Source organism: Geomonas sp. Red276, assembly GCF_054784495.1.
This window is the reverse complement of record NZ_BLXW01000005.1, coordinates 78,516-99,509: the sequence shown is the minus strand read 5'-3', so window position 1 is coordinate 99,509 and position 20,994 is coordinate 78,516. Positions and strand designations below refer to the sequence as shown.

General features: G+C 64.1%; 18 protein-coding genes. 2 read left to right on the top strand and 16 right to left on the bottom strand.

Annotated features, from left to right (window positions below; genetic code table 11):
• Positions 1-23: 23 nt before the first annotated feature.
• The 13 genes from ACYVL5_RS05485 to ACYVL5_RS05425 all read right to left on the bottom strand — a co-directional run bounded on the left by ACYVL5_RS05485 (position 24) and on the right by ACYVL5_RS05425 (position 15,440).
• Positions 24-1,508: a complex I subunit 4 family protein gene (locus ACYVL5_RS05485; RefSeq protein WP_460594548.1), complete on the bottom strand. Its 1,485-nt coding sequence runs from the start codon at positions 1,506-1,508 to the stop codon at positions 24-26.
• Between the two features lie 50 nt (positions 1,509-1,558).
• Entirely contained in the window at positions 1,559-3,433 is a 1,875-nt protein-coding gene (gene nuoL / locus ACYVL5_RS05480; RefSeq protein WP_460594547.1) for a proton-conducting transporter membrane subunit, read from the bottom strand.
• A 108-nt stretch (positions 3,434-3,541) separates the two neighbouring features.
• Positions 3,542-3,850, bottom strand: a complete 309-nt coding sequence (gene nuoK / locus ACYVL5_RS05475) for an NADH-quinone oxidoreductase subunit NuoK (protein ID WP_460594546.1) — start codon at positions 3,848-3,850, stop codon at positions 3,542-3,544.
• Positions 3,847-4,332, bottom strand: a complete 486-nt coding sequence (locus ACYVL5_RS05470) for an NADH-quinone oxidoreductase subunit J family protein (protein ID WP_460594545.1) — start codon at positions 4,330-4,332, stop codon at positions 3,847-3,849. The genes nuoK and ACYVL5_RS05470 overlap by 4 nt, the downstream gene beginning before the upstream one ends.
• A 114-nt stretch (positions 4,333-4,446) precedes the next feature.
• Positions 4,447-4,977, bottom strand: a complete 531-nt coding sequence (nuoI, locus tag ACYVL5_RS05465; RefSeq protein ID WP_460594544.1) for a NuoI/complex I 23 kDa subunit family protein — start codon at positions 4,975-4,977, stop codon at positions 4,447-4,449.
• Between the two features lie 225 nt (positions 4,978-5,202).
• Positions 5,203-5,652, bottom strand: a complete 450-nt coding sequence (locus tag ACYVL5_RS05460; protein WP_460594543.1) for an ankyrin repeat domain-containing protein — start codon at positions 5,650-5,652, stop codon at positions 5,203-5,205.
• A gap of 43 nt (positions 5,653-5,695) precedes the next feature.
• Positions 5,696-6,685 (bottom strand): complex I subunit 1/NuoH family protein, encoded by a 990-nt coding sequence (nuoH, locus tag ACYVL5_RS05455; protein WP_460594542.1) that lies wholly within the window; start codon positions 6,683-6,685, stop codon positions 5,696-5,698.
• Between the two features lie 75 nt (positions 6,686-6,760).
• Positions 6,761-8,695, bottom strand: a complete 1,935-nt coding sequence (gene nuoG / locus ACYVL5_RS05450) for an NADH-quinone oxidoreductase subunit NuoG (protein ID WP_460594541.1) — start codon at positions 8,693-8,695, stop codon at positions 6,761-6,763.
• Between the two features lie 90 nt (positions 8,696-8,785).
• The gene (gene nuoF / locus ACYVL5_RS05445; RefSeq protein WP_460594540.1) at positions 8,786-10,057 is read right to left on the bottom strand and encodes a complex I 51 kDa subunit family protein; all 1,272 of its coding nucleotides are present in this window, start codon (positions 10,055-10,057) and stop codon (positions 8,786-8,788) included.
• A gap of 339 nt (positions 10,058-10,396) precedes the next feature.
• Positions 10,397-10,876, bottom strand: coding sequence for an NADH-quinone oxidoreductase subunit NuoE (nuoE, locus tag ACYVL5_RS05440; protein ID WP_460594539.1), 480 nt, complete (start codon positions 10,874-10,876; stop codon positions 10,397-10,399).
• Between the two features lie 9 nt (positions 10,877-10,885).
• Complete coding sequence (locus tag ACYVL5_RS05435) at positions 10,886-13,267, bottom strand: NADH-quinone oxidoreductase subunit B/C/D (RefSeq protein ID WP_460594538.1); 2,382 nt, start codon at positions 13,265-13,267, stop codon at positions 10,886-10,888.
• Between the two features lie 147 nt (positions 13,268-13,414).
• Complete coding sequence (locus ACYVL5_RS05430; RefSeq protein ID WP_460594537.1) at positions 13,415-13,819, bottom strand: NADH-quinone oxidoreductase subunit A; 405 nt, start codon at positions 13,817-13,819, stop codon at positions 13,415-13,417.
• A gap of 391 nt (positions 13,820-14,210) precedes the next feature.
• The gene (locus ACYVL5_RS05425) at positions 14,211-15,440 is read right to left on the bottom strand and encodes a GspE/PulE family protein (protein ID WP_460594536.1); all 1,230 of its coding nucleotides are present in this window, start codon (positions 15,438-15,440) and stop codon (positions 14,211-14,213) included.
• Positions 15,441-16,114: 674 nt separating this feature from the next.
• Here ACYVL5_RS05425 and ACYVL5_RS05420 point away from each other — a divergent pair.
• Positions 16,115-16,489 carry a hypothetical protein gene (locus tag ACYVL5_RS05420; protein WP_460594535.1) on the top strand — a complete coding sequence of 125 codons (375 nt, stop codon included), beginning with the start codon at positions 16,115-16,117 and terminating at the stop codon, positions 16,487-16,489.
• Positions 16,490-16,572: 83 nt separating this feature from the next.
• Here the strand turns inward: ACYVL5_RS05420 and ACYVL5_RS05415 are convergent, their stop codons facing one another.
• Complete coding sequence (locus ACYVL5_RS05415; RefSeq protein WP_460594534.1) at positions 16,573-17,877, bottom strand: glycerate kinase type-2 family protein; 1,305 nt, start codon at positions 17,875-17,877, stop codon at positions 16,573-16,575.
• A gap of 42 nt (positions 17,878-17,919) precedes the next feature.
• On the bottom strand, positions 17,920-18,387 hold the full coding sequence (locus ACYVL5_RS05410; RefSeq protein ID WP_460594533.1) for a peroxiredoxin: 468 nt from the start codon (positions 18,385-18,387) through the stop codon (positions 17,920-17,922).
• Positions 18,388-18,536: 149 nt separating this feature from the next.
• On the opposite strand from ACYVL5_RS05410, the gene ACYVL5_RS05405 reads away from it, so the two are divergent.
• Positions 18,537-19,094 (top strand): hypothetical protein, encoded by a 558-nt coding sequence (locus ACYVL5_RS05405; protein ID WP_460594532.1) that lies wholly within the window; start codon positions 18,537-18,539, stop codon positions 19,092-19,094.
• Between the two features lie 101 nt (positions 19,095-19,195).
• Here ACYVL5_RS05405 and ACYVL5_RS05400 read toward each other — a convergent pair whose 3' ends face one another.
• Entirely contained in the window at positions 19,196-20,884 is a 1,689-nt protein-coding gene (locus ACYVL5_RS05400) for a right-handed parallel beta-helix repeat-containing protein (RefSeq protein ID WP_460594531.1), read from the bottom strand.
• Positions 20,885-20,994 lie beyond the last annotated feature (110 nt).

Here is a 20,994-nt window from a genome sequence, read left to right as displayed (position 1 = left end):
GGCACGGGGTGCCCACCCTACGGTTACCTCACGCCAGTCAAAAGGGCGATCGGCACCTTGATGATATCGAGCACCGGGGCCGGGTGGACGCCGAGGTAAATGGCCGCCACGCCGAGAACCGCCAGCACGCCCCCCTCCCTTACCGACAGATCGGCCAGTTCCAGCGGCTTCTTCTCCTTCCCGAACAGGATCTCCTGCACGAGCCTCACCGTATAGATCAGGGTCAGCACTACCCCCAAGAAGGCGCCGGCAGCCGCACCGGGGGAAACCTTGAAGGTCCCCATGAGGACCATGAACTCACCGACAAAGTTGTTCAGCCCAGGCACCCCGGCAGACGCCATACAGAACAACAGGAAGAAGAAGGAGAGAGCGGGTATCTTGCCCCAGATCCCTCCGTAGGTCGCGATCTCCCGGCTGTGGGTCCGCTCGTCCAGCATCCCGACCAGCGCGAAGAGGGCGCCGGTGGTGACCCCGTGGTTAACCATCTGCATCACCGCGCCGGAGAGGGCTACCGGGCTCCAGGCTGCGATACCAAGGGCGACGAAGCCCATGTGGCTCACACTGGAATAGGCAACCAGCCGTTTCATGTCGCGCTGGGCGAAGGCGATCCAGGCCCCCCAGGAGATGCCGATCACCGAGACGGTGTAGATAAGCGGCGCGCAGGCGCGGGCGGCCTCCGGGAAGAGCGGGAAGCCGAACCGGATGAGGCCGTAGGCGCCGGTCTTCAAAAGGAGGCTCGCCAGGATCACGCTTCCGGCGGTCGGTGCGTCGGTGTGGGCGTCGGGAAGCCAGGTATGCAGCGGGAAGAGCGGGAACTTGATGGCGAAGGCGAACAGGAACGCCGCGAAGAGCCAGACCGCGACTTCATAGGGGACGGTGGTGTGGATCAGTTCGAAGAGCGAGAAGCTGTAGCTGCCGGTCTGGGCGCCGTGGCGGAGATAGAGCGAGATGATGGCCACCAGCATAAGCAGCGAGCCGAAGAAGGTATAGAGGAAGAACTTGACCGCCGAATAGATCCGCCGCCCGTGCCCCCAGATACCGATCAGGAAGAACATCGGGATCAGCATGGCCTCCCAGAAGAGGTAGAACAGGAACAGGTCAAGCCCGAGAAAGACCCCCTGGATGCCGCTTTCCATCGCCAGCAGCAGCGAGTAGTACAACGGCACCCGCTCCTTGATCCCCCGCCACGACACCCCCACCGCGATCACGGTGATGAAGGAGGTGAGGAGCACCATGACCAGGCTGATGCCGTCCATCCCCAGCGTGTAACGGATCCCGAAACGGTCGATCCACTGCGCATCCTGGTAGAGGAAGAACCCCGCCGGAGCCCCTGCCGCACCCGCCCCCGCCGCTCCGCACGCCCAGACGCTGAGGGCAAGCTCGAGGAGGGTGACCACGAGCGCTCCCGTCCTCACCAGCTCCTCGCTCCTGCGGACGGCAAAGAGCGCCAGCGCCCCGGCGAGGGGAAGGAATACCAGCAGAGTCAGTATCGGAAAGTCGGTCGGCATCTGGAATTGGTCCCGTTTGAGCTCGGCGCCTTACGCGCCGCAAAATTCGGTTACAGGTTGAGCCAGGCGAGGTAGCCGAGCACCAGGGCGCTCCCCGCGGCGAAACTCAGGATGTAGAGGGAAACCTTGCCGTTACTCCAGCGCCCGAGCCAGCTTCCGGTGCTCCCCAGCCCGCTGGACATCCCATCCAGCGAGTCGTCGATCACCCCTTCGTCCACCTTTTCCCAGAAGATTCCGGAAAGGAACTCGTAGGGACGGATGAGGATCGCGCGGTAGAGACGGTCGAAATACCACCCGTTCAACAAGAACGCGTACAAGGGGGACGGGCGGGTGCTGCTTTCCCGGACCCGGTCGACCCGCGACTTTCCGCCGTAGCGCCAGTGGGCGGCCAGCAGGCCGAAGATCGCCAGGGTGGCGGCCACCCCTTGCAGTGCCACCTCCTGGGCGGCTGAATGCCCCACCTCCCCGCTCGCCTGGTGCCCGAAGAAGCTGTCGAGGAATCCCCCCCCGAGGTAACCGGGAAGATTGAGCACGCCGCCGAAGAGGCCAAACAGGGCGAGCGGGACCAGCACCCACTGCATCACCTTCAATTCCCCGTGCGTGTGCACGTGCACCTGGCTGCCGAAGAAGACGAGGTAGATGAGCCGGAAACTGTAATAGGAGGTCAAAAGGGCGGTGAGGAGCGCCAGCAGGTACAGGGAGGTGTACAGCTCCCCCCCCTTCAGGAAAACGGCGGCCAGGATGCTGTCCTTGCTGAAGAAGCCGCCGGTCAGCGGGATCCCCGCCAGGCATGCCGCTCCCGCCAGAAACGGCCAGAAGGTCAGCGGGAGCCGCTCCTTCAGCCCCCCCATCTTGTAGATGTCCTGCTCGTGGTGCATGGCGGTGATGACGCAGCCGGCGCCCAGGAACAGGAGCGCCTTGAAAAAGGCGTGGACCAGCAGGTGGAAGGTCGCCGCGGTGATGGCACCCGCCCCCACCCCGAGCATCATGTAACCGATCTGGCTGATGGTGGAGAAGGCGAGGACCTTCTTCAGGTCACGCTGCGCCAAGGCGCAGGTGGCCCCGTAAAAGGCGGTGACGCCCCCGGTGAGGGCGATGGCCGCGCAGGTAACGGCGGATCCCCCGATGAAGGGGAACATACGGGAGAGGAGGTAGACGCCGGCGGTGACCATGGTAGCGGCGTGGATCATGGCCGAGACCGGCGTGGGACCGGCCATGGCGTCGGGAAGCCAGACCATGAGCGGCACCTGGGCCGATTTCCCCATGGCGCCGACCAGGAAGAGGATGCCGATGGCGGTGACGATGCCGGGGGGAAGGAGGAAGCCCATCCCGTTGATCTGGGGGATCGAGAAGGTTCCGAACAGCTGGAACAGCCAGGCGATCCCCACCAGCAGCGCGGTGTCGCCGATCCTGGTGGTGATGAAGGCCTTCCTGCCCGCGGTGGCGTTGTTGCTGTCGGTGTACCAGAAGCCGATCAGCAGGTACGAGCAAAGGCCCACCCCTTCCCACCCGAGGTAGAGAAGCGGCAGGTTCTCGGCCAGGATCAGGGTCAGCATCGCGAAGACGAAGAGGTTCAAAAGGGCGAAAAAGCGGGAGTAATCGCCTTGGTCCGCCATGTAGTAGACCGAATAGACGTGGATGAGCCCGCAGACGAAGCAGATCATCACCGACAGCGAGAGCGAGAGGGGGTCGAGATAGAGGAGGATGGGGGCCTTGAGGTCGAAGGCGGAGAGCCAGCGGCCAAGCTCCACCGAGACCGGACCCCGGTAGGCCGCCGCCGCGAGAACCGCACAGACGAAGCTGGCCCAGACCGCGGCACAAACGCCGACCTCCACCAACCGGCGGGGAAGTTTCCTTCCCGCCACGGCGCTGACGGTCCCCCCGACCAGGGGGAAGAGGAGCATGAGTGCGAGGTAGAGGGTCATTCAGCCTTCCTTGCCTTATCTCCCCCCTTTGTAAAAGGGGGGGCAGGGGGGATTTTCAAAACTCGAAATCCCCCTAAATCCCCCTTTTGCAAAGGGGGACTTTACCATCTAGCCTTTCATGGAGGCGAAGTCGTCGGTATTGACCGACTGCTTACGCCTGTGAAGATACACCACCATGGCCAGGGCCAGCGAGACCTCCGCGGAGGTCAGGGCGATCAGCATCAGCGAGAAGAGCTGGCCATCGGCGATCCCCCAGCGGGCGGAGCCTTCGACGAAGGTGAGCATGACCGAGTTCAGCATGATTTCGATCCCGATCAGCATCATGATCACGTTGGTTCGCCAGGCCACCACGCAGGCGAGCCCCATCCCGAACAGGAGCGAGGCGAGGATGAGGACGTGGTAGAACGGGATCGTCATCTGCGCCTCCCGAGATAAAGGGCTCCCACCAGGGCGAAGAGGAGCTGCATCGAGATGATCTCCACCGCCACCCCGTACCGCCTGAAAAGGGCCTGCGAGAATTCACGCACGGTGATGGCGGTGAACCCCGGGGCGGTGGCTGGTTCGCGGCTCACGGCCAGGATGAGGACCGATCCGGCGATGACGGCAAGGAGGAGAACGGCCGGCCACCAGTCCCTGATCTTCGGGAAGGTCAGCTTTTCCGGGTGCCCCAGGTCGAGCATCATGATGACGAACATGAAAAGTACCATGATGGCGCCCGCGTAGATGATGACCTCGAAGGCCGCCACCAGCGGGGCGCCGAGCAGGTAAAAGATGAGCGCCAGTGAGAAGAAGGAGGTCACCAGGTACACGATGGCCCGCACCGCCTGCCGCGCGGTAATCGCGCAGAGAGTCCCGGTGAGGGTCACCGCGGAAAGTATGTAGAAGAGAATGGCTTCCATCGTGTCTTAAACCTTTGGAGGCGCAGGCCTCACTGTCACATCTGATCCTGAAAGAACCGCTGGCCCCATGGTCCCCCCCTTTGCGAAGGGGGGACAGGGGGGATTTTTTCTTGGTTACGGCAGCAGCGTCCTCACGTCTACCGGCGGATCTTCGCCGGGGTTTTCGCCGCGGAGATTGACGACGCCAATCCCCGCGTGGCGGTAGAAATTGTAGTTGGGGTCCTTCCCCGTTCCATCGATCAGGAGATCCTCCTTTTCCCAGACCATGTTCATGATCTCCCGCTTGCAGTGGAACATCTCCGGCGACATCTGGATGGCGAGCGTGGGACAGGCCTCGGCACAGAGTCCGCAGAGGATGCAGCGGGAGAAATTGATCCGGAACCACGCCGCATAGCGCCGGCCGTTCTCACCTTCGGCGGCGGCCATGGAGATGCAGTCGACCGGGCAGGCGCCGGAGCAGAGGTAGCAGGCGACGCAGCGTTCCTGCCCATCCGGGTCGCGGGTCAAAACGATGCTCCCCCGGAAGCGCGCCGGCATCGGCCGCTGCTCCTCCGGATACTGCACCGTCACCGGCTTGCGGAAGATGTGGCCGAAGGTGATGGCCAGCCCGGTGATGATCTCCTTGATGTCCCTGAGAACGCCCATTGTTTTCCTGACGCCTCCCCTCGCCCCTGTAGGGAGCGGGCATCACTTTATCCCCTCGCCCCTTCAGGGGAGAGGGTGCCCGAAGGGCGGGTGAGGGTAGCTTTGGTTTTTTTGGCGCAAACCTAGAGGGTGACGGCCCAAGCTGCCGCCTTCTCGAGGATGCATCCCTTTAGAAAAAGAGCATGAATAAGAGGGATTTACCCTATGGACGCCACGCCGGTGGTGCTAATGGGAACGAAGGGTCCCCATCAGGATGCCGACGGTATTGGCGTGCCGGTTGTTCTGCGCGTACCCGAGAGCGGTGGTCCCGGAGTACGACATGGCCATCGGGTCGGCGCCGTTATTCAGCAGAATCTCGCTGGTCTCGTCGCAGCCGTAATTGGCCGAAAGCATCAACGGGGTGAAGCCGTCACGGTCGCGAGGATCGACCTTGGCTCCGTTGCCCAAAAGGAGACGGACCACCTCCGCCTGCCCGTGGGCCGCGGCGTAGTGGAGCGCCGTTTTCCCCTTGTTGCTTCTTGCCTCCAGACTTGCTCCGCGATCGATAAGTGCGCTGACTGCTTCAAGGTCACCAGCCTTGGCGGCAATCATTAATGATGTGTGCCCGTCCTTGTCCACCATCTCCACCTGCTTGATGAAACCCTCCCCAGACTCGACTTCCACGTGCGTTTTCATCGTGTTCCTCCTTTGGTGAGTGTCCTCGTCAATACATCGCCACTTATCGCAGAGCAAGCCACCATCCGGTGGCAAGAATGTTGATCAGCGCAAGCGGTGTCAGGAACTTCCAGCCCAGGTGCATGAGCTGGTCGTAGCGGAGACGTGGCAGGGTGCCCCTGACCCAAATGAACAGGAAGGAAAAGACGGCAACTTTGATGAAAAACCAGACGATCGGCGGCAGTAACGGGCCGCGCCATCCCCCCAGGAAAAAGACCGAGGCAAGGGCGCCCAAAGCAATGATGTTGATGTATTCCCCGACGAAGAAGAGCCCGAAGCGCATCCCCGAGTATTCGGTATGAAAGCCGGCCACCAGCTCCCCTTCCGCCTCCGGGAGGTCGAAGGGTATCCGCTTGCACTCGGCGAAGATGCTCACCAGGAAGATCAGGAAGGCCAGCGGCTGGTAGACGATGAACGGCATGGATGCCTGGGCGTTGACGATGTCACTCATCCTGAGCGACTTGGCGAGCATCACGACCGGCACCAGGGAGAGCCCCATGGAAAGCTCGTAGGAGATCAGCTGGGACAGCCCCCTGATGCTCCCGAGCAGCGCGTACTTCGAGTTCGACGCCCATCCGCCGAGGGCGACGCCGTAGACCGCGATCGACGAGAGGGCCAGGAAGAAGAGAACGGCCACGTCGAGGTCGGTCACCTGGAGGCTCACCTCGTGCCCCATGATATGCAGGGGAGCACCCATGGGAACCACCGAGAAGGTCAGGATGGCGGGAATCGCCGCCATGGCCGGGGCCAGCGAGAAGAGGAGGCGATCGGACGAGGTCGGGATCAGGTCCTCCTTGGTGAGCATCTTTATCACGTCGGCCAGTGGCTGCAAAAGTCCGAAGGGGCCGACACGGTTGGGGCCGATGCGGTCCTGGATCCAGGCGAGGATGCGCCGCTCGGCCAGCACGAGGTAGGCGGCGAGCGTGAGGATGACGAAGAACACCAGCAGGATCTTCACCAGCATCAGCGCTATGTCGATGTAATTCCAGGTCATCCCTTTTCCTTCTGCCGTACCCCTTCACCACACTCCCCCCTTTATCAAGGGGGGGACCTCAGGAAGGGCCCCTGCCTATGTTTCGTTTAGCCCAAACACCCGAACCCCGCCCGCCTCGGGGTCGAGCTCTCTCAACTTCCCCCACTTTCCGGTCAAGGGCTCGGTCATGCTCCCGCCACCCATCTTCTCGATCAGCTGGGCAACCACTTTCCAGCAATCCCGCTCCTTGCCGCCGGGAATCTCACCATGTGGTATGCGCGGAGGGTGCGGCGGTACCGGACCCTGGTGCTGGTAGTACTTGGGATCGAGCCCTTTCAGAGGGAGACCGGCCCTGAAGCTACGCTGGAAGCGCTGAGCCCTCCCCTCGAAGTTGACGGCGGTACCATCCGACTCGATCCAGGTGGCGGTGGGAAGGAAAATTGCCGCCTGCCTGCTCAACTCGCTCGCCCGCCAGTCCGCGCAGGCGAGGAGAGTCACCCCCTCCGGCAGCCGGTCCGGCAACTCCGGCTCGAAGGCCAGCAACGCCTTCACCTTTCCCGACGAAAGCACCTCGGCAAGCGGTACCGCCCGCGACTCGATCGCCACCATTGCCGCCGCGAAACCGTTGGGGCCCGGCTGAAGCAGCATGAGCTTCGCGGCAAGTGAGGCGATCTGGGCCATTTCATCGGCGGGCTTGGGAGCCGCCCCGCAGATGACCACCCCTTTCGCTCCTCCTTCGATGATCACCTCGTCGAGCGAGGCCACCTGGCGGTAGGCAAAGGGGAGCGGCTTGGAGAGGGTAAGCGGCCCTGACGACACCAGGTAGACCTGGGCTCCCCGCACAGCGGCCTTCCGGACCGCCGGAGCGAGCATGGCCCCCTCCTCGATCAGGTCGAGCTCGTAGAGGACCACGCAGTCCGCCCCCTCCAGATCCCGGACGGTGGCGGCATTCTGCTCGTTCAAGAGCTTGACCGCCCCCAGGCTTACCTCCGATCGAGCCGCGTCGGCATAGAAACTGAGGGTCGCCCCTTTCAGGTGCTCGGCCAGCTCGGTGAGCATGAGGGCACTCTCCAGGGACAGCCGCGGGGAACCGACCACCGCAATGCTTTCCGGGCCGTGTACCTTGGCGAGATCGGCAATGCGGGCCGCCAACGCCGCCAGCGCCTCCTCGAACTCGCAGGGAGTGCCGTCCACCATCGGGTCCCGGGGGCGCAGGGGAGTGTTCAGGTACTCCTTGTCAAAGCGTCCCCGGTCGCAGATGAACCAGCCGTTCACGTTGTCATTGCGCCGCCCCACGATCTTGATCAGCTCCCGTTGGAAGGCCTGCGGCGAGGTGTTGCACCCGACCGAGCAGTGCTGGCAGACCGCGGGAGAGAACTGGTAATCCCAGTAGCGCGCCCGGAACCTCCCGGTCTTGTCGGTGAAGACCCCGGTGGGGCAGATGTCGACCAGGTTGCCGGAGAAGGGGGATTCCAGCTGTCCCTCCTCGAACCTGCCGAAGTAGACCCGCCCCGCGCTTCCCATCACCCCGAAGTCCGTCCCTCCCGCGTACTCCTGGTAGAAACGGACACAGCGGTAGCACTGGATGCAGCGGTTCATCTCGTGGCAGATCCCTTCCCCGAGATACTGGTTCATGTGGGTCCGCTTGTTACCCTGGTAGCGGCGCCGGCCATGCCCTCCCGCGATGGTGAAATCCTGCAGGAGACATTCGCCCCCTTCGTCGCAGACCGGGCAGTCGTGGGGATGGTTGATCATCAGCCACTCGATCACCAGGCTGCGGAGCTTCATCGCCTCCGGGTCGGTGGTGGAGACGACCATGCCGTCCTGCGCCGCCAGCGAGCAGGACATCTGGATTCCCTTGACCGGCCCGTCCAGGAGCTTGACGGCGCAGAGGCGGCAGGCGGCGGCGATGGCAAGGGCCGGGTGATAGCAGAAGTGGGGGATGGTGATCCCCACGCTGCGGGCCGCCTCCAGCACGCTGGTCCCCTGGGGGACTTCAACCGGTATGTTATCGATAGTTAGCTTCGGCATGTAGGTCTCAAAATCGGTTCTAGGTTCGAGGGCAACAACCGCCCTCACCCGGCCTTCGGCCACCCTCTCCCCTGAAGGGGCGAGGGGTTGTTACACTCTCTCGTTTTTGAAGGGGCATCTCCCTTTCAGGATGTGCTCGCGCACCTCGTCATCGAAGCTTCTCAGCAGCCCGTCGAGCGGGGCCACCGCGCCGGGTGCGAGCGCACAGAAGGAGTAGTTCAGGTACTTGATATGCTCCCGCAGGATCTCGAGATCCCGCTCCTCGCCGCGCCCCACCTCGATCCGCTGCAGGATCTCCTTGATGAAGGGGAGCCCCTCCCGGCACGGCGTGCACCAGCCGCAGGACTCGCGGGCGAAGAAGGTGATCAGGTTCAGGGTGGCGGCCACCAGGCAGTGGGTCTCGTCGAAGACGATCACCCCGCCGCTACCGAGCCGCGATCCCACCTTGGCAACCGTGTCGAAATCCATCGGGACGTCGAGATGGTCGGCGGTCAGGAACTGGGTCGAGGCGCCGCCCGGGATGCAGGCCTTGAACTTCTTCCCGTCCCGCATGCCGCCGCAATGGACGTCGATGATTTCCCTGAGCGTCGTACCGATCGGTAGCTCGACGCAGACCCGCTTGGCGACCGAGCCGCTCACGCAGAAGAGCTTGTTCCCTGCCCCTTCCGGATTCTTGGCGAGCCCCTTGAACCAGGCGGCGCCGTTGGCCAGTATCTCCGGGACGTTGGCCAAAGTCTCCACGTTGTTGACCACCGTCGGGCTGTTCCAGAGCCCCTTGATGGCCGGAAACGGCGGCTTCACGCGGGGATTGGGGCGCTTCCCCTCCAGGGCGTTGATAAGCGCGGTCTCCTCGCCACAGATGTAGCGGCCGGCGGAGAGGTGCAGGTCGAGATCCACCGAGAACTCCGTCCCCAGGATCCGCTCACCCAGCAGGCCCGCCTTCTTGGCCTCCTCGATCCCCCTGGCAAGGTTGGCGGCCGCCGTCTCGTACCCCTTGCGGATGAAGATGAAAGCGTGCCTGACCCCCAAGGCGTAACAGGCGATGGTCATCCCCTCGATGAGGCTGTACGGGTTGGCCTCCAGGAGCGCCCGGTCCTTGTAGGTGCCGGGCTCCATCTCGTCGCAGTTGCAGATGAGCCAGCGGGGGCCGGGAAGGTCGCGGGGGACGAAGGACCACTTCTTGCCGGTCGGAAAGCCGGCGCCACCGCGCCCGCGCAGGCCCGAGTCGATGACCACCTGCTGGACCTCCAAAGGAGCCATCGCTATGGCCTTCTTGAGCCCCACGAACCCGCCGCCGTCGCAGTATTCCTCGAAGGTACAGACGCGCCCGGGGCGGTTATGTTTGAAGAGAAGAAGTTCCATTAAGTTAGGTCAGTAACCTCATCCTCACCCTGTCCCTCCCCTTGAAGGGGATGGTACCAGTGTAGGGTGGGCAGCCCTCTGCCCACCGTGTCTCCAAGATCCGGTTCCTCTTCCCTCGCCCACATTGGGGGAGAGGGTGGCCGAAGGCCGGGTGAGGGTAGATTTTAAAACCTCCCTCACCCCTGCCCCTCTCCCCTAAAGGGGCGAGGGGATTGAGAGGCTCAAAGATCCGCGTGGGCACGGGGTGCCCACCCTACGTTATGGTTTAACCCGGAGTTTTGGTTTATCCGCGTAAATCCGCTCAATCCGCGTCATCCGCGTTCTATTGGTTTTACGGTGTTACCCGCCGGTATCCTTTCGCTCTTTCTCCAGGATCTCGTCCAGTTTCTCCGGCGTCACCGATCCGTAGAAGTTCCCCCCCACGGTCATCGCGGGGCTGTCGCCGCAGATCCCCATGCAGCAGCAGGGGATCACGGTGAACATGCCGTCCGCGGTCGTTTCCCCTTCTTTGACCCCGAGTTTCACCCTCAGGTGCTCCATGATCCGCTCGAACCCGGCGCACCAGCAGGAGATGGAGTCGCAGACGTGGATCACCTTCTTTCCCACCGGACGCCGGTAGATCATCTCGTAGAAGGTCGCCAGCTCGTCCACCTGCAGGGTGGAGAGCCCCAGGATCTCCGCCGCCTCCCCCACCGCCTCGTCGGTCAGCCAGCCGTAGTGGGACTGCAGCTCCTTCATCACGTCCACCGCCGCCTCGCGCGCGGTGACCGCGGTGGCGACCCGGTGCTGCAGCGATTTTTTCAATTCCTCAGGGATCATCCCCTGCTCCTATCTGTCGAGGTCCGCCAGCACGAAGTCCAGCGACCCGATAATGGCCATGAAGTCCGCCACCAGCCAGCCGCGGCTCAAGACCGGGAGCGCCTGGATGTGCGGGAAGCTCGGCGTCCTGATCCGCATCCGGTAGGCGGTGTGCAGCCCGTCGGAGACGACGAAGTAGCCGTTTTCACCCTTGGGAGCCTCGATGGGACAGTAGCATTCCCCCTTGGGAGGGGACATACCGCGGGTGGAGTTCACGAAGTGGTGGATGAGCGACTCGATGTCGTTCAGGGTGTCGCGCTTTTGGGGAAGGACGTAGCGGTAGTCGCCGGAGATCCAGCGCCCTCCCGGCATCCCCTCGGCCGCCTGCCGCACGATGGAGAGCGACTGGCGCATCTCCTCCACCCTGACCAGGTAGCGGGCGAAGCAGTCTCCCCCCTCAGCCACCGCCACCTCGAACTTGAAGCGGTCGTAACCGCCGTAGGGCATCTTCTTCCTCAGGTCCCAATCGAAGCCGCAGGCACGGAGGTTCGGCCCGGAGATTCCCCATTCCAGCGCCTCGTCGAGGGTGATGGCCGAGACCCCCTTCAGCCGTGCCTGGAAGATCGGGTTTCCCGTCAAGAGCCGCTCATACTCGTCGATCCGCGGCGGGAGCCACTCGAGGAGTGCCTTCACCTTCTCCTGCCACCCCTCGGGGAGATCCTCCGCCACGCCCCCGATGCGGAACCAGGCCGGGTGCATGCGGCCGCCGGTGATGGTCTCCACGATGTCGAAGATCTTCTCCCGGTCGGTGAAGGTGTAGAAGACCGGGGTCATGGCGCCGATGTCCGCGGCGAAGGTCCCGAGCCAGACCAGGTGGTTGGCGATTCTGAAGAGCTCGCAGAGCATGACCCGGATGTACTGGGCCCGCTCGGGGACCTCGATCCCGCAGAGCCCCTCCACCGAGCTCGCGTAGGCGAGGTTGTTCTGCACCCCGGCCAGGTAGTCGATCCGGTCGGTGTACGGCATGAACTGGTGCCAGTTCTGGCGCTCCCCCACCTTCTCGGCGGCGCGGTGGTGGTAGCCGATGTCGGAATCCATGTCCACGATCTCTTCGCCGGAGAGCTTCAGGATGAAGCGGATGACGCCGTGGGTGCCGGGGTGCTGGGGGCCGAGGTTGAGAATCAGGGTCTCCTCGTCCACCCGGTCGAAGAAGTCACCGGCCGGCACCGCCTTGTGCCTCAAGGCGTCCTCCCGCGTGTACGGCGGAAGCTCAGTCCCCCTGGACGGGTGCTCCTTGCGAAGCGGATGACCTTCCCAGTCGTGCGGCATGAGGATCCGGGAGAGGTTCGGGTGCCCGGCAAAGCGGACGCCGAACATGTCGTAGACCTCGCGCTCATACCAGTTGGCCACGGGATAGACGGGGGTGATGCTGGCGGTCTCCGGGTAGTCGCCGTGCAGATCGGTCTTGATCCGCAGCCTGCCCGGCCGTTCGAAGCAGGTGAGATGGTAGTTGAGGGTGAAATCGGGGAAGCGGTCGCGGTCGCGGCGGCAGGACTCGTCCACGCAGGCGATGTCCTCCAGCCTGCGAAACGGCACCCTGCCGTGATGCTTCAGGAATTTCAGCACATCCGGGACCAGCCGGGCCGGGGCTCGGTAGGTCTGCATGTCGCAGGCCGCCTCGTCCAGCCGTACCTCGCCGCCGAACAGGGCCTTCATCTCCTCGGCGAGGCCGAAGTCCGGGTAGGGTAGCTTCGGCTGGGGGGGACGCCACATCTCGTCCGAGCGGGGGGCCGGGAAGTACGGCTGCTGCATTTCGCTCCCCCGCACCGCGATCCCCTCCATGCCGGTGCCGCGCGGGTCTCTCGACTTGCTCACCCCGTCCACCAGGACCGGCGCCGTGGTCCCCTGGGTCCCCCCCTGCATGTGGAGGACCCGGCGGGTCGGCCGCTCGTCGCTCTTGATCTTCTGCTGAAGGAGGATGAGCCCCTCCAGGAAGGACTCGGGACGCGGCGGGCATCCCGGGACATAGACGTCCACCGGGAGGATCTGGTTCACCCCCTGCACCACGCTGTAGACGTCGTACATCCCGCCGGAGTTCGCACAGCTCCCCATGGAGATGACCCATTTCGGCTCGGCCATCTGCTCGTAGAGCCTCAGGATGCTGGGGGCCATCTTCTTGAAGACGGTGCCGGCGATCACCATCAGGTCCGCCTCGCGCGGGGTGCCGCGCAGGACCTCGGCGCCGAAGCGGGAGATGTCGTAGCGGGAGGTGAAGGAGGTCATCATTTCGACGAAGCAGCAGGAAAGGCCGAAGAACATCGGCCACAGCGAGTTCGCGCGTCCCCAGTTGATGAGGTCGTCGAGCGAGGCGAGGATGACGCCGTCCGGTATTTTCTCGTCGGTCGGACTCAAGGGTTCTCCAGTTTATGGCATTGCAGTTCCATTCCAGTTCCGCGTGGGCACGGGGTGCCACCCTATTTGCCCCCCATTTCGGCCGGCCGAAATCCAGGGATAACCGTCCGGGACCATTGGGAAGATCCCGAAAATTCGGTCACAAATCTAACGAGTCGGCCGCTTCCCGCGCGAGGCGGAGGGTCCCCAGTCGAGCCCCCCCTTCATCCAGAGCCAGACGAGCCCCAGCAAGAGCACCACGATGAAAACGGTGATGTGGAGAAGCCCGGAAAGGCCCAAAAGGTCCCACGCCGTCGCCCAGGTGAGGATGAAGGCACCTTCGACGTCGAAGACGATGAAAAAGATGGCGATCAGATAGAAGGGGACCTGGGACGCGTGACGGGCGGTGCCGGTGGGGATCACCCCCGACTCGTAGGGTATCCCCTTGTCGGGCGCGTCCTTGCCGGACCCGAGGAGCCAGGCAGCCATAAGCAGGCCGCCGATCAGTCCAACGGCGATCAGGGTATAGACGGCAAGAGGAATGAGTTCGACTTGCTGTGCGGATACCGGCATGGCGCCCTTTCCAATTCTGTGAGTGATACCCGGAGGATAGATACCGTTTAAATCTAGCGTAGAGACCGGGAAAGTCAACGGTGCCGGCTTCAGTTTTCGCAGACTGGAAGGTATTTCACGCTGCTGCTTTTGGTGCTGGGAAGACGGTTCTGTGTGATGATAGCGTTTACGATGCTTAAAAACGGGCCGGGCCGGCCGGCCGAAAACACGTTCATGCTTTCAGAAGACGGAGGGGAAAACACTAGTCCAACATGTTGTGGGGAAAAGTAAGACAGATCCAGGCAGGCGGACCTACCTGGTACAGTACTTGGCAGCCGGACTCGGGAAAAGTCCTGTACATCAGAGCTTTCTCATATCCCGTGCTCAGGCGCACTATGACAGCGATTTCCTGCTATGTCAAAAGGATTTTGTTCTTCATGATCAGGATTTCGAAGGCCATCGATGCCTTGCCCAAAAGCTTCTGCAGCGGGGCCACCTGGTCGAGCAGGTTGGTCATCCCACCCTCGACGTAGAGCACCCCCACCACCCGACCGACCATCATGAGCGGGACCAGCAGGTTGTTGACCGGAGTCCCTCCCCCGAGCGCCCCGACCAGCGCCGTGTTGGCGGGAGTAACCGGCATGGGGCCCAGGTAGTAATCCTTGCTGTCGACGATCAGCTTGAGGATGGAGGGCTCGTCCAGGGAGATCTCCAGCCGGTCGAAATCGGCCACCGGCTGCTTGTTGACGCAGGCGAACCAGCCGTTGGCCCTCCCCCCCTTGAGAAGCACGAGGCCGACCCGGTTGAACTGGCGTCCCAGGTGGTTGACGATCAGGTCCCCGATGTCGTCGCGGTCGTCGGCCTTGGTGAAACCGCGCAAGACGCCGTTGAGGGTATAGTCCTTCTCAGCCGGGGCGGGAGCCGGAGGCGGCGCGAACGCCGACGGCGCGGGCGAGACCGGAGCGGGTTGGGCCGGCGGGGCGGCCGGCTCGGTTCTCAGCTGCATCTGGAACTCGAGCTCCTCCAGCTCGGGGAAGCTGTCGAGTTCGCCCAGGAGGGGAAGCTCCAGGACCTCCTCATCCTCCTGCGCCTGCAGCGCAGCGGCCGCCTTGGCCGCCACCGCCTGGGCCTGGGCGGTCTGGGCGGGTTCCTGCTGGGCTCCCAGCTGGCGGCCGCGGTTGCGTCCCCCCCCTTCCACCTTGATGTAGCGCATCTCGCGCCGGATGTTGTAATGCTTCTCCAGGGCGGTGATCAGGCGGAGCTCCGGGGTGATGACCGGCCGGATGATGTACCCGGTCACGAAGGAGATCTCGTCGATGGCGGCGAAATCGGAGGGATCGGCCATGGCCAGGATGAGCTTGCGGTTGTTGAGCCCCACCGGGATGACCCGGTACTTGCGGACCATCTCCTCGGGGACGAGCTTGAGGACCTGCGGAGGGACGTCCATGAGCTGGTCGGGGGAGACTTCGGGAACGCCGGTCTTCCTGCTCAGGAAGTGGGCGAGCTCGATCTCGTCGATGTACCCCATCTCCACCAGGTTGGTGCCGAACCTTCCCCCGAAGATCGCCTGCCCTTTCAGCGTCTCCTCGACCTGTTCCGGGGTCAGTTTCCCCGCACTTACCAGCAGCTCGCCTAACTTCATCTGCAAATCCCCCCTGCCGTTCCTCATTGAACCGTCGATTCGCCTCGGCGGCAATCAAAGGCCGCCGTACCGACTGTCAGAGGATGGCATCCCCTCTGTCTCAGTCGCCGTTGAATCTCCGGGAAATCTTTTTGGCGTCGATAATTTAGAGTGCACGCCGGACAATGTCAACATGAAACACGGTGGATACCGGCCAGGCTGGGGGTTTGCCGGCCGGGGAGGGTCGAAGTCGCGCCGGGGCGGGTGGGGTGGGCCTATAACAAAGAGAGACGGCTGCTTTTTCTGCTAAGGAGAAGGAGTCACGGGAGGGAGGTACGTCCTCATCCCCCGACCGCACCCCGGCCAGCGGTGCTAACGGATCCTCCCTTTGCGAGCAGGGGCCAGGGGGGATTTTGGCCTTCGTCCCATGAACGGCTGGGCCGAGCCCCGCTCATGTGCCGGCCGACCATCGGGCTATGGCCGCAACCACCCGAAAACATGGCATTAATTGTTCACCAGGAGCCCATTGCAATATACCGGCAGCTAATTATAATTGAACCAGGGGGATGCCTCATCCAGAGTTACTGCCACCCGCCCAGACACCCGGCAGAGGCATCCGGCGCTTTCTTCATCCGCAACTCTTATGACAGTAGCCGGCTCTGGTATGAGGACATCGGTTCCCATGGAGGCTGACCATGCAAGGGTATGAACTGGCAAAGAGCATCCGCACGGAGAGAAGTAAACATCCGGACAGGGTCTTCATCAAATGGTGGCGCAACGAGGAGGACTGGATCGATTTCGACCTGGTGGCGCGTTTTCTGGACACCGTGGATTACGGTACCGACATCTCCGGGTTCAACCTGATCGACCAGGAGGAGATGTGGCAGGTTATCGAGGAGCGGACCAAAGGGCGGGCAACCAGGGTGGACCGGGGAGATGGCAGCTACGTCATCCTCTACTCTCCACCGGAAAACGCCGAGATGGAGGAGAGGCTGCCCGAGTACCCGTACACCCCCGAGACGCTGGTCAAGATTCTTGACGCCGAGACCAACTTCAACTACGTGGACTGACCACCCTCCGATCGACTTCCCACGCAAAACTCCCCGAGCCCCACTTCCCAAACGGGAGTCGGGTACGGGGAGTTTTGCGTGGATCACCCCCGTAACAGGATGATCTGGAGATCCATGACGTTGGTGCCGGTAGGGCCGGTTTTCAAGAGGGCTCCGCAACTCTCCAGCAGGCGGTAGGTATCGTTCTCCTCCAGGGAGGCGACCGGATCGAAGCCGGCCCCCGTCGCCTTGGCCGCCGTGGTGCCGTCCACGATCGCCCCCGCCGCGTCGGTCGGGCCGTCGATGCCGTCGGTTCCTGCCGACAGCAAGGTGATGCCGTCCACCCCCTCGATGCCGAGGGCGAAGGCGACCGCCAGCTCCTGGTTTCTCCCCCCCTTCCCCTTTCCCGTCACCCGCACCGTGGTCTCCCCGCCGCTGACGATGCAGAGCCGTTCGCCGGAGGCGAGCTTCTTCCTCTCCGCCAGGGCAAGCTCGGCGAGACGCCGGCCGGCCCCCTTCGCCTCGCCGCAGACGGGATCGTCCAGCACCCGTAGCCGGATCCCCCGCTGGTGGGCGGCATGGGCGGCCGCGGCCCGGGCGCAGCCGTTGGAGGCGGCGATGACCGTGGTCACCGCGTCGAAGAGAGCGCTTCCCGGCTTGGGTGTCTCGGCGATCTCCCCTGCCGCGCCCAGACGCAGCCGCCTGAGGACCGCTTCCGGCACCCGGCCCGAGATCCCGAGCCGCTCCATCACCGCGAGAGCCTCCCCAAAGGTGGAAGGATCCGGAGCCACCGGGCCGGAGGCGATGATCTCCGGGAGGTCCCCGGGTACGTCGGAAATGGTCAGCGCCACCGTGCGGGCCGGCATGGCCAGGGCGGCCAGCTGCCCCCCCTTGACCCGGGAGAGGTGCTTTCTCACCGTGTTGAGCTCCCGGATGTCGGCGCCGGCCTCCATCAACAGCCGGCAGGTCGCCTGCTTCTCTTCCAGGGTGATACCCTCCGCGGGAGCGGAGCAGAGCGCCGACCCGCCACCGGAGATCAGCACCAGCAGCAGGGTCCTGTCGTCCGCGCCCCGGGCCATTTCCATCAGCCGGGAGGTGGCGGCCACCCCTTCGGCATCGGGATAGGGGTGCCCGCCGGCGGCAAGCTCGATGCGGTGCGGCAGCGGGGAGAGGTTCGACGCGTGGGGAACGATCACCAGCCCGGAGGTGATCATCTCCCCGAGGCACTCCTCCGCGGCCAGTGCCATGCCCCCCCCGGCCTTGCCGAACCCCGCGACCAGCAGGCGGTCGAAGGGGCCGGACGGGTAGAGTTCCGCCACCTCCCTCAGGTGACGGGGGAGCGCGGTCAGGGGATCCACCGCCGCCAGGGCGGCACAGAAGAGGTTGTCGATCAGCTCTCTATCGGTCATCGGGACACTCCACCCACTCTCGCGGGGTAGGCTTAGGTGGTTTCAGGCCAGCGACTTCACGAATTCCAGCACCTTGTCGGGGTGCTCGGCTGCCTTGGGGACCTTGGCCCAGTGCTTGACCACCGTGCCGTCCGGGGCGATGACGACCGTGGAGCGGATGATTCCCGTGGTCTTCTTGCCGTACATCACCTTCTCACCGAAGGCGCCGTAGGCCGTCATGACCGCCGCGTCGGGATCCGAGAGGAGGGTGAAGTTCAACTGGTGATCGGCAATGAACTTGCCGTGCGCCTTGAGCGAGTCCTTGCTCACCCCCACCAGCACCGCCCCCAGCTGGTCGAACTCCGGCTTGAGCATCCTGAAGGCCACTGCCTCGCTCGTGCAGCCGGGGGTGTTGTCCCTCGGGTAGAAATAGAGGACGACGAGCTTCCCGGCGTACTCTTTGAGGGTGTGCTTCTTGCCGTCGCTTCCTTCCAGCTCGAAATCCGGTGCTTTCTGTCCTTCCTGCAGCATGCACTCCTCCTTTCAGACGTAACGATTACAAGTTACAACCATAACAGAGGGGACCGCTGTGAGCAACCAGGCCCGGACGTAGTGAGCTTACCCGTTGTCACTCTCCGGAAATGATAGTATCCTCCCCCGCAACTGTTACGGGGAACCGAATGCATCTAACCCTTCCACACACGCTCTTGGCCGGCGGCCCGGCCAGCTGGCATCACTTCGCCGGCATCCTGCTGGTCATCCTCCTCTGCATCTGGCAGGTCCAGGTCGGGAGGGTCGGCCCGATCTGGATGATCCTCTGGTCGCTCCCCGGGACCATCCTGCATGAGCTCTCGCACCTGCTGGTCGCCCTGGTCACCGGAGGGCGCCCGGTCGGATTCAGCATCTTCCCGCGTCCCGGGGGAGGGTCCGGCTTCAACCAGCGCTGGGTGCTCGGCTCGGTCACCGTCAGCCGCCCAAGCCCGATCTCCGCGCTCCCCACCGCCTTGGCGCCCCTGGCCCTGCTCGGCGTCAGTTTCTACCTCTACGAGCACTGGTGGAGCTGGTTCCGCCCCGATCTGCTGCACACCCTGGGGATGTACGTGACGGTCTACCTTTTGAGCTACAGCTCCATCCCCTCCCGCGAGGATTTCAAGCTGGCCGCCTCCCGGCCGCTCGGCATCCTCCTCTACGGCTCCCTCGTCGCCCTCCTCGTCTACTTCTCAGCGAACCGTACCTGACGTCCTCCCGCACATCTCCGCCAGATAGCCCGTCCCCACCTTGATAAGGGGGGCAGGGGGATCCTCTTAGAGAGCCGCTTCGCGCCGGGGCGGCTCACCGGCTATCCCCCTTGCAGGCTCCATGGCGTCCCTCTCCCCACTCCCGGATCCGGGGGATACATCGGCACCCGGTCCGGCCCGATCGGCGGCCAGGGCGCATCCCCCCACCAGGCCGGTTTGCCGGCCAGGTAGAGGCTGGGCGGCAGCGAGCGGTCCTCGGTCCCGTTCCAGACTGTGGCACCATGGACGCTATCCCAGTTGCCGTGGCGAAGGAGGGTGGCGCCGACCCCCTTGTCGTTCCCCTCGCGAGAGCCGTCGCCGTCCGAGTGGTACCCGAGTCGGTAGACGGCCTTCTCCCCGGCCAGGTCGACACCCTGCAACTGGTAGACCTCCTCCGTCCCCGGCTCGCCGATAACGTTTCCCACCAGCGTGTAGTAGTGGGCGTGATGCTGGAGATCGAAGTTCCAGGGGGCTCCCCTTTTGCCTTCCGGGAGACGGTTGCGGTTACGGAAGAAGGTGTTGTGACTGGAACTTCCCCAGTAGTTGTCCGGTGCCATCCGGCCGACCGAGTAGTTCCCCTCGATGAGATTCATCACCGGATGGGGGCCGTGGAAGCCGATGGTGACCTGGATCCAGTTTGGATCGCTGTAGTACGGGTCGGGAAGGTAGTTGTAGGCGATGACGTTGCCCGAGACCGCCCCGGCGATCAGGAACGGGGAGACCAGGTGGTAGATCTCGTTGTTCTCGAAGAGGTTGGCCGAGGCGTAGGGGCTGATGAAGATGCCGTAGGCGCGGCGGGGGCCGTACTGCGGCCCGCCGGCGGGAAGGGCGGGAATCCCCTCGTGGATGCGGCAGGAGCGGATCGTGCTCCGGTAGGCGGCGATCACCCGGACGGCGGATTGCCAGGAGCCGATCACCTCCACCCTGTGGAGCCAGCAGTTGGCCACCCCCTTCATCACGATGGTTCCGCCGCTGTCGTTTTGGGCGGGACTGCCGCTTTCCCCGTTGTCGACGGTGATCTCCTCGATCCCCGCTCCCGAGGTGACCCCGCCAATCCTGGCCGCCGCCGGCCGCAGGCGGGAGACGAAGCTCCAGTAGAGCGGGATCTCGAGGGTGGCGGTGGTGGAGGTCACCTCCTTGAGGGAGACCAGCTGGCCTAGGGAGCGGTCAGGTGCGCGGCCGTTCCAGGAAGAGGTGCCCACCCCGACGTTGGTGACCGGCGGATCCCCCTTGGGGTCGTTCAGCTGGTCGATCATGACGAGATCGCCGGCACGCCAGCCGTGAGGGGAAGCCGTGGTGACCGTGTCGCCACCCTTGAAGAGGGCTCCCCGAAGCGGCACCCCCCTCTCCTCGCCGAAGGCGGGGTCGCCGATCCCCACCACGAAGGGGCCGGCCATCCCCCGCCTTCCCCTCAAAACGGTAATCCCCATCCCCGATCCCCGCAGGGTGACCCCGGAGGTGACGGAGACCGCCGAGCCGAGCGAGAAGACGCCGGGGCCGAGCATGACGACCTTCCCGGCGGGGCAACCGGCGATGGCGCCTCGGATGGCCTGGGCGTCGTCCCCGCCGGAGGGATACAAAGTGGCGTGGATGGCGGAGCGAAGCGGCAGATCGTGCAGCACCCCCACGTTCCCCTGCCAGGGGACCGACCGCCCCGGGGGGGGCGACCAGGTGGCCTGCCCAACCGCGACCGAACCCGCCAGCAGCAAAAGGACCAGCAGGGGAGCCCATTTCAGCGGCACTTTGCTCATCGCTTCCTCCTTCCCCCTCACCGTTATCACGCGAAGGGATGCCGGGAAGTACCTCCATGCATTGTACGTTCGATCGCGGCGGCTTCAATCCCTGCGAGATTTCTTGACAG

Coding starts and splice junctions, on each gene's coding strand:
- nuoK (WP_460594546.1), bottom strand. CDS start 3,850: ATGACGATCCCGTTCTACCACGTCCTCATCCTCGCCTCGCTCCTGTTC.
- ACYVL5_RS05485 (WP_460594548.1), bottom strand. CDS start 1,508: ATGCCGACCGACTTTCCGATACTGACTCTGCTGGTATTCCTTCCCCTC.
- nuoF (WP_460594540.1), bottom strand. CDS start 10,057: ATGGAACTTCTTCTCTTCAAACATAACCGCCCCGGGCGCGTCTGTACC.
- nuoE (WP_460594539.1), bottom strand. CDS start 10,876: ATGATCCCTGAGGAATTGAAAAAATCGCTGCAGCACCGGGTCGCCACC.
- nuoH (WP_460594542.1), bottom strand. CDS start 6,685: ATGACCTGGAATTACATCGACATAGCGCTGATGCTGGTGAAGATCCTG.
- ACYVL5_RS05415 (WP_460594534.1), bottom strand. CDS start 17,877: ATGACCGATAGAGAGCTGATCGACAACCTCTTCTGTGCCGCCCTGGCG.
- ACYVL5_RS05430 (WP_460594537.1), bottom strand. CDS start 13,819: ATGCCGGTATCCGCACAGCAAGTCGAACTCATTCCTCTTGCCGTCTAT.
- ACYVL5_RS05400 (WP_460594531.1), bottom strand. CDS start 20,884: ATGAGCAAAGTGCCGCTGAAATGGGCTCCCCTGCTGGTCCTTTTGCTG.
- ACYVL5_RS05460 (WP_460594543.1), bottom strand. CDS start 5,652: ATGAAAACGCACGTGGAAGTCGAGTCTGGGGAGGGTTTCATCAAGCAG.
- nuoL (WP_460594547.1), bottom strand. CDS start 3,433: ATGACCCTCTACCTCGCACTCATGCTCCTCTTCCCCCTGGTCGGGGGG.
- nuoG (WP_460594541.1), bottom strand. CDS start 8,695: ATGCCGAAGCTAACTATCGATAACATACCGGTTGAAGTCCCCCAGGGG.
- nuoI (WP_460594544.1), bottom strand. CDS start 4,977: ATGGGCGTTCTCAGGGACATCAAGGAGATCATCACCGGGCTGGCCATC.
- ACYVL5_RS05405 (WP_460594532.1), top strand. CDS start 18,537: ATGCATCTAACCCTTCCACACACGCTCTTGGCCGGCGGCCCGGCCAGC.
- ACYVL5_RS05410 (WP_460594533.1), bottom strand. CDS start 18,387: ATGCTGCAGGAAGGACAGAAAGCACCGGATTTCGAGCTGGAAGGAAGC.
- ACYVL5_RS05470 (WP_460594545.1), bottom strand. CDS start 4,332: ATGGAAGCCATTCTCTTCTACATACTTTCCGCGGTGACCCTCACCGGG.
- ACYVL5_RS05425 (WP_460594536.1), bottom strand. CDS start 15,440: ATGAAGTTAGGCGAGCTGCTGGTAAGTGCGGGGAAACTGACCCCGGAA.
- ACYVL5_RS05420 (WP_460594535.1), top strand. CDS start 16,115: ATGCAAGGGTATGAACTGGCAAAGAGCATCCGCACGGAGAGAAGTAAA.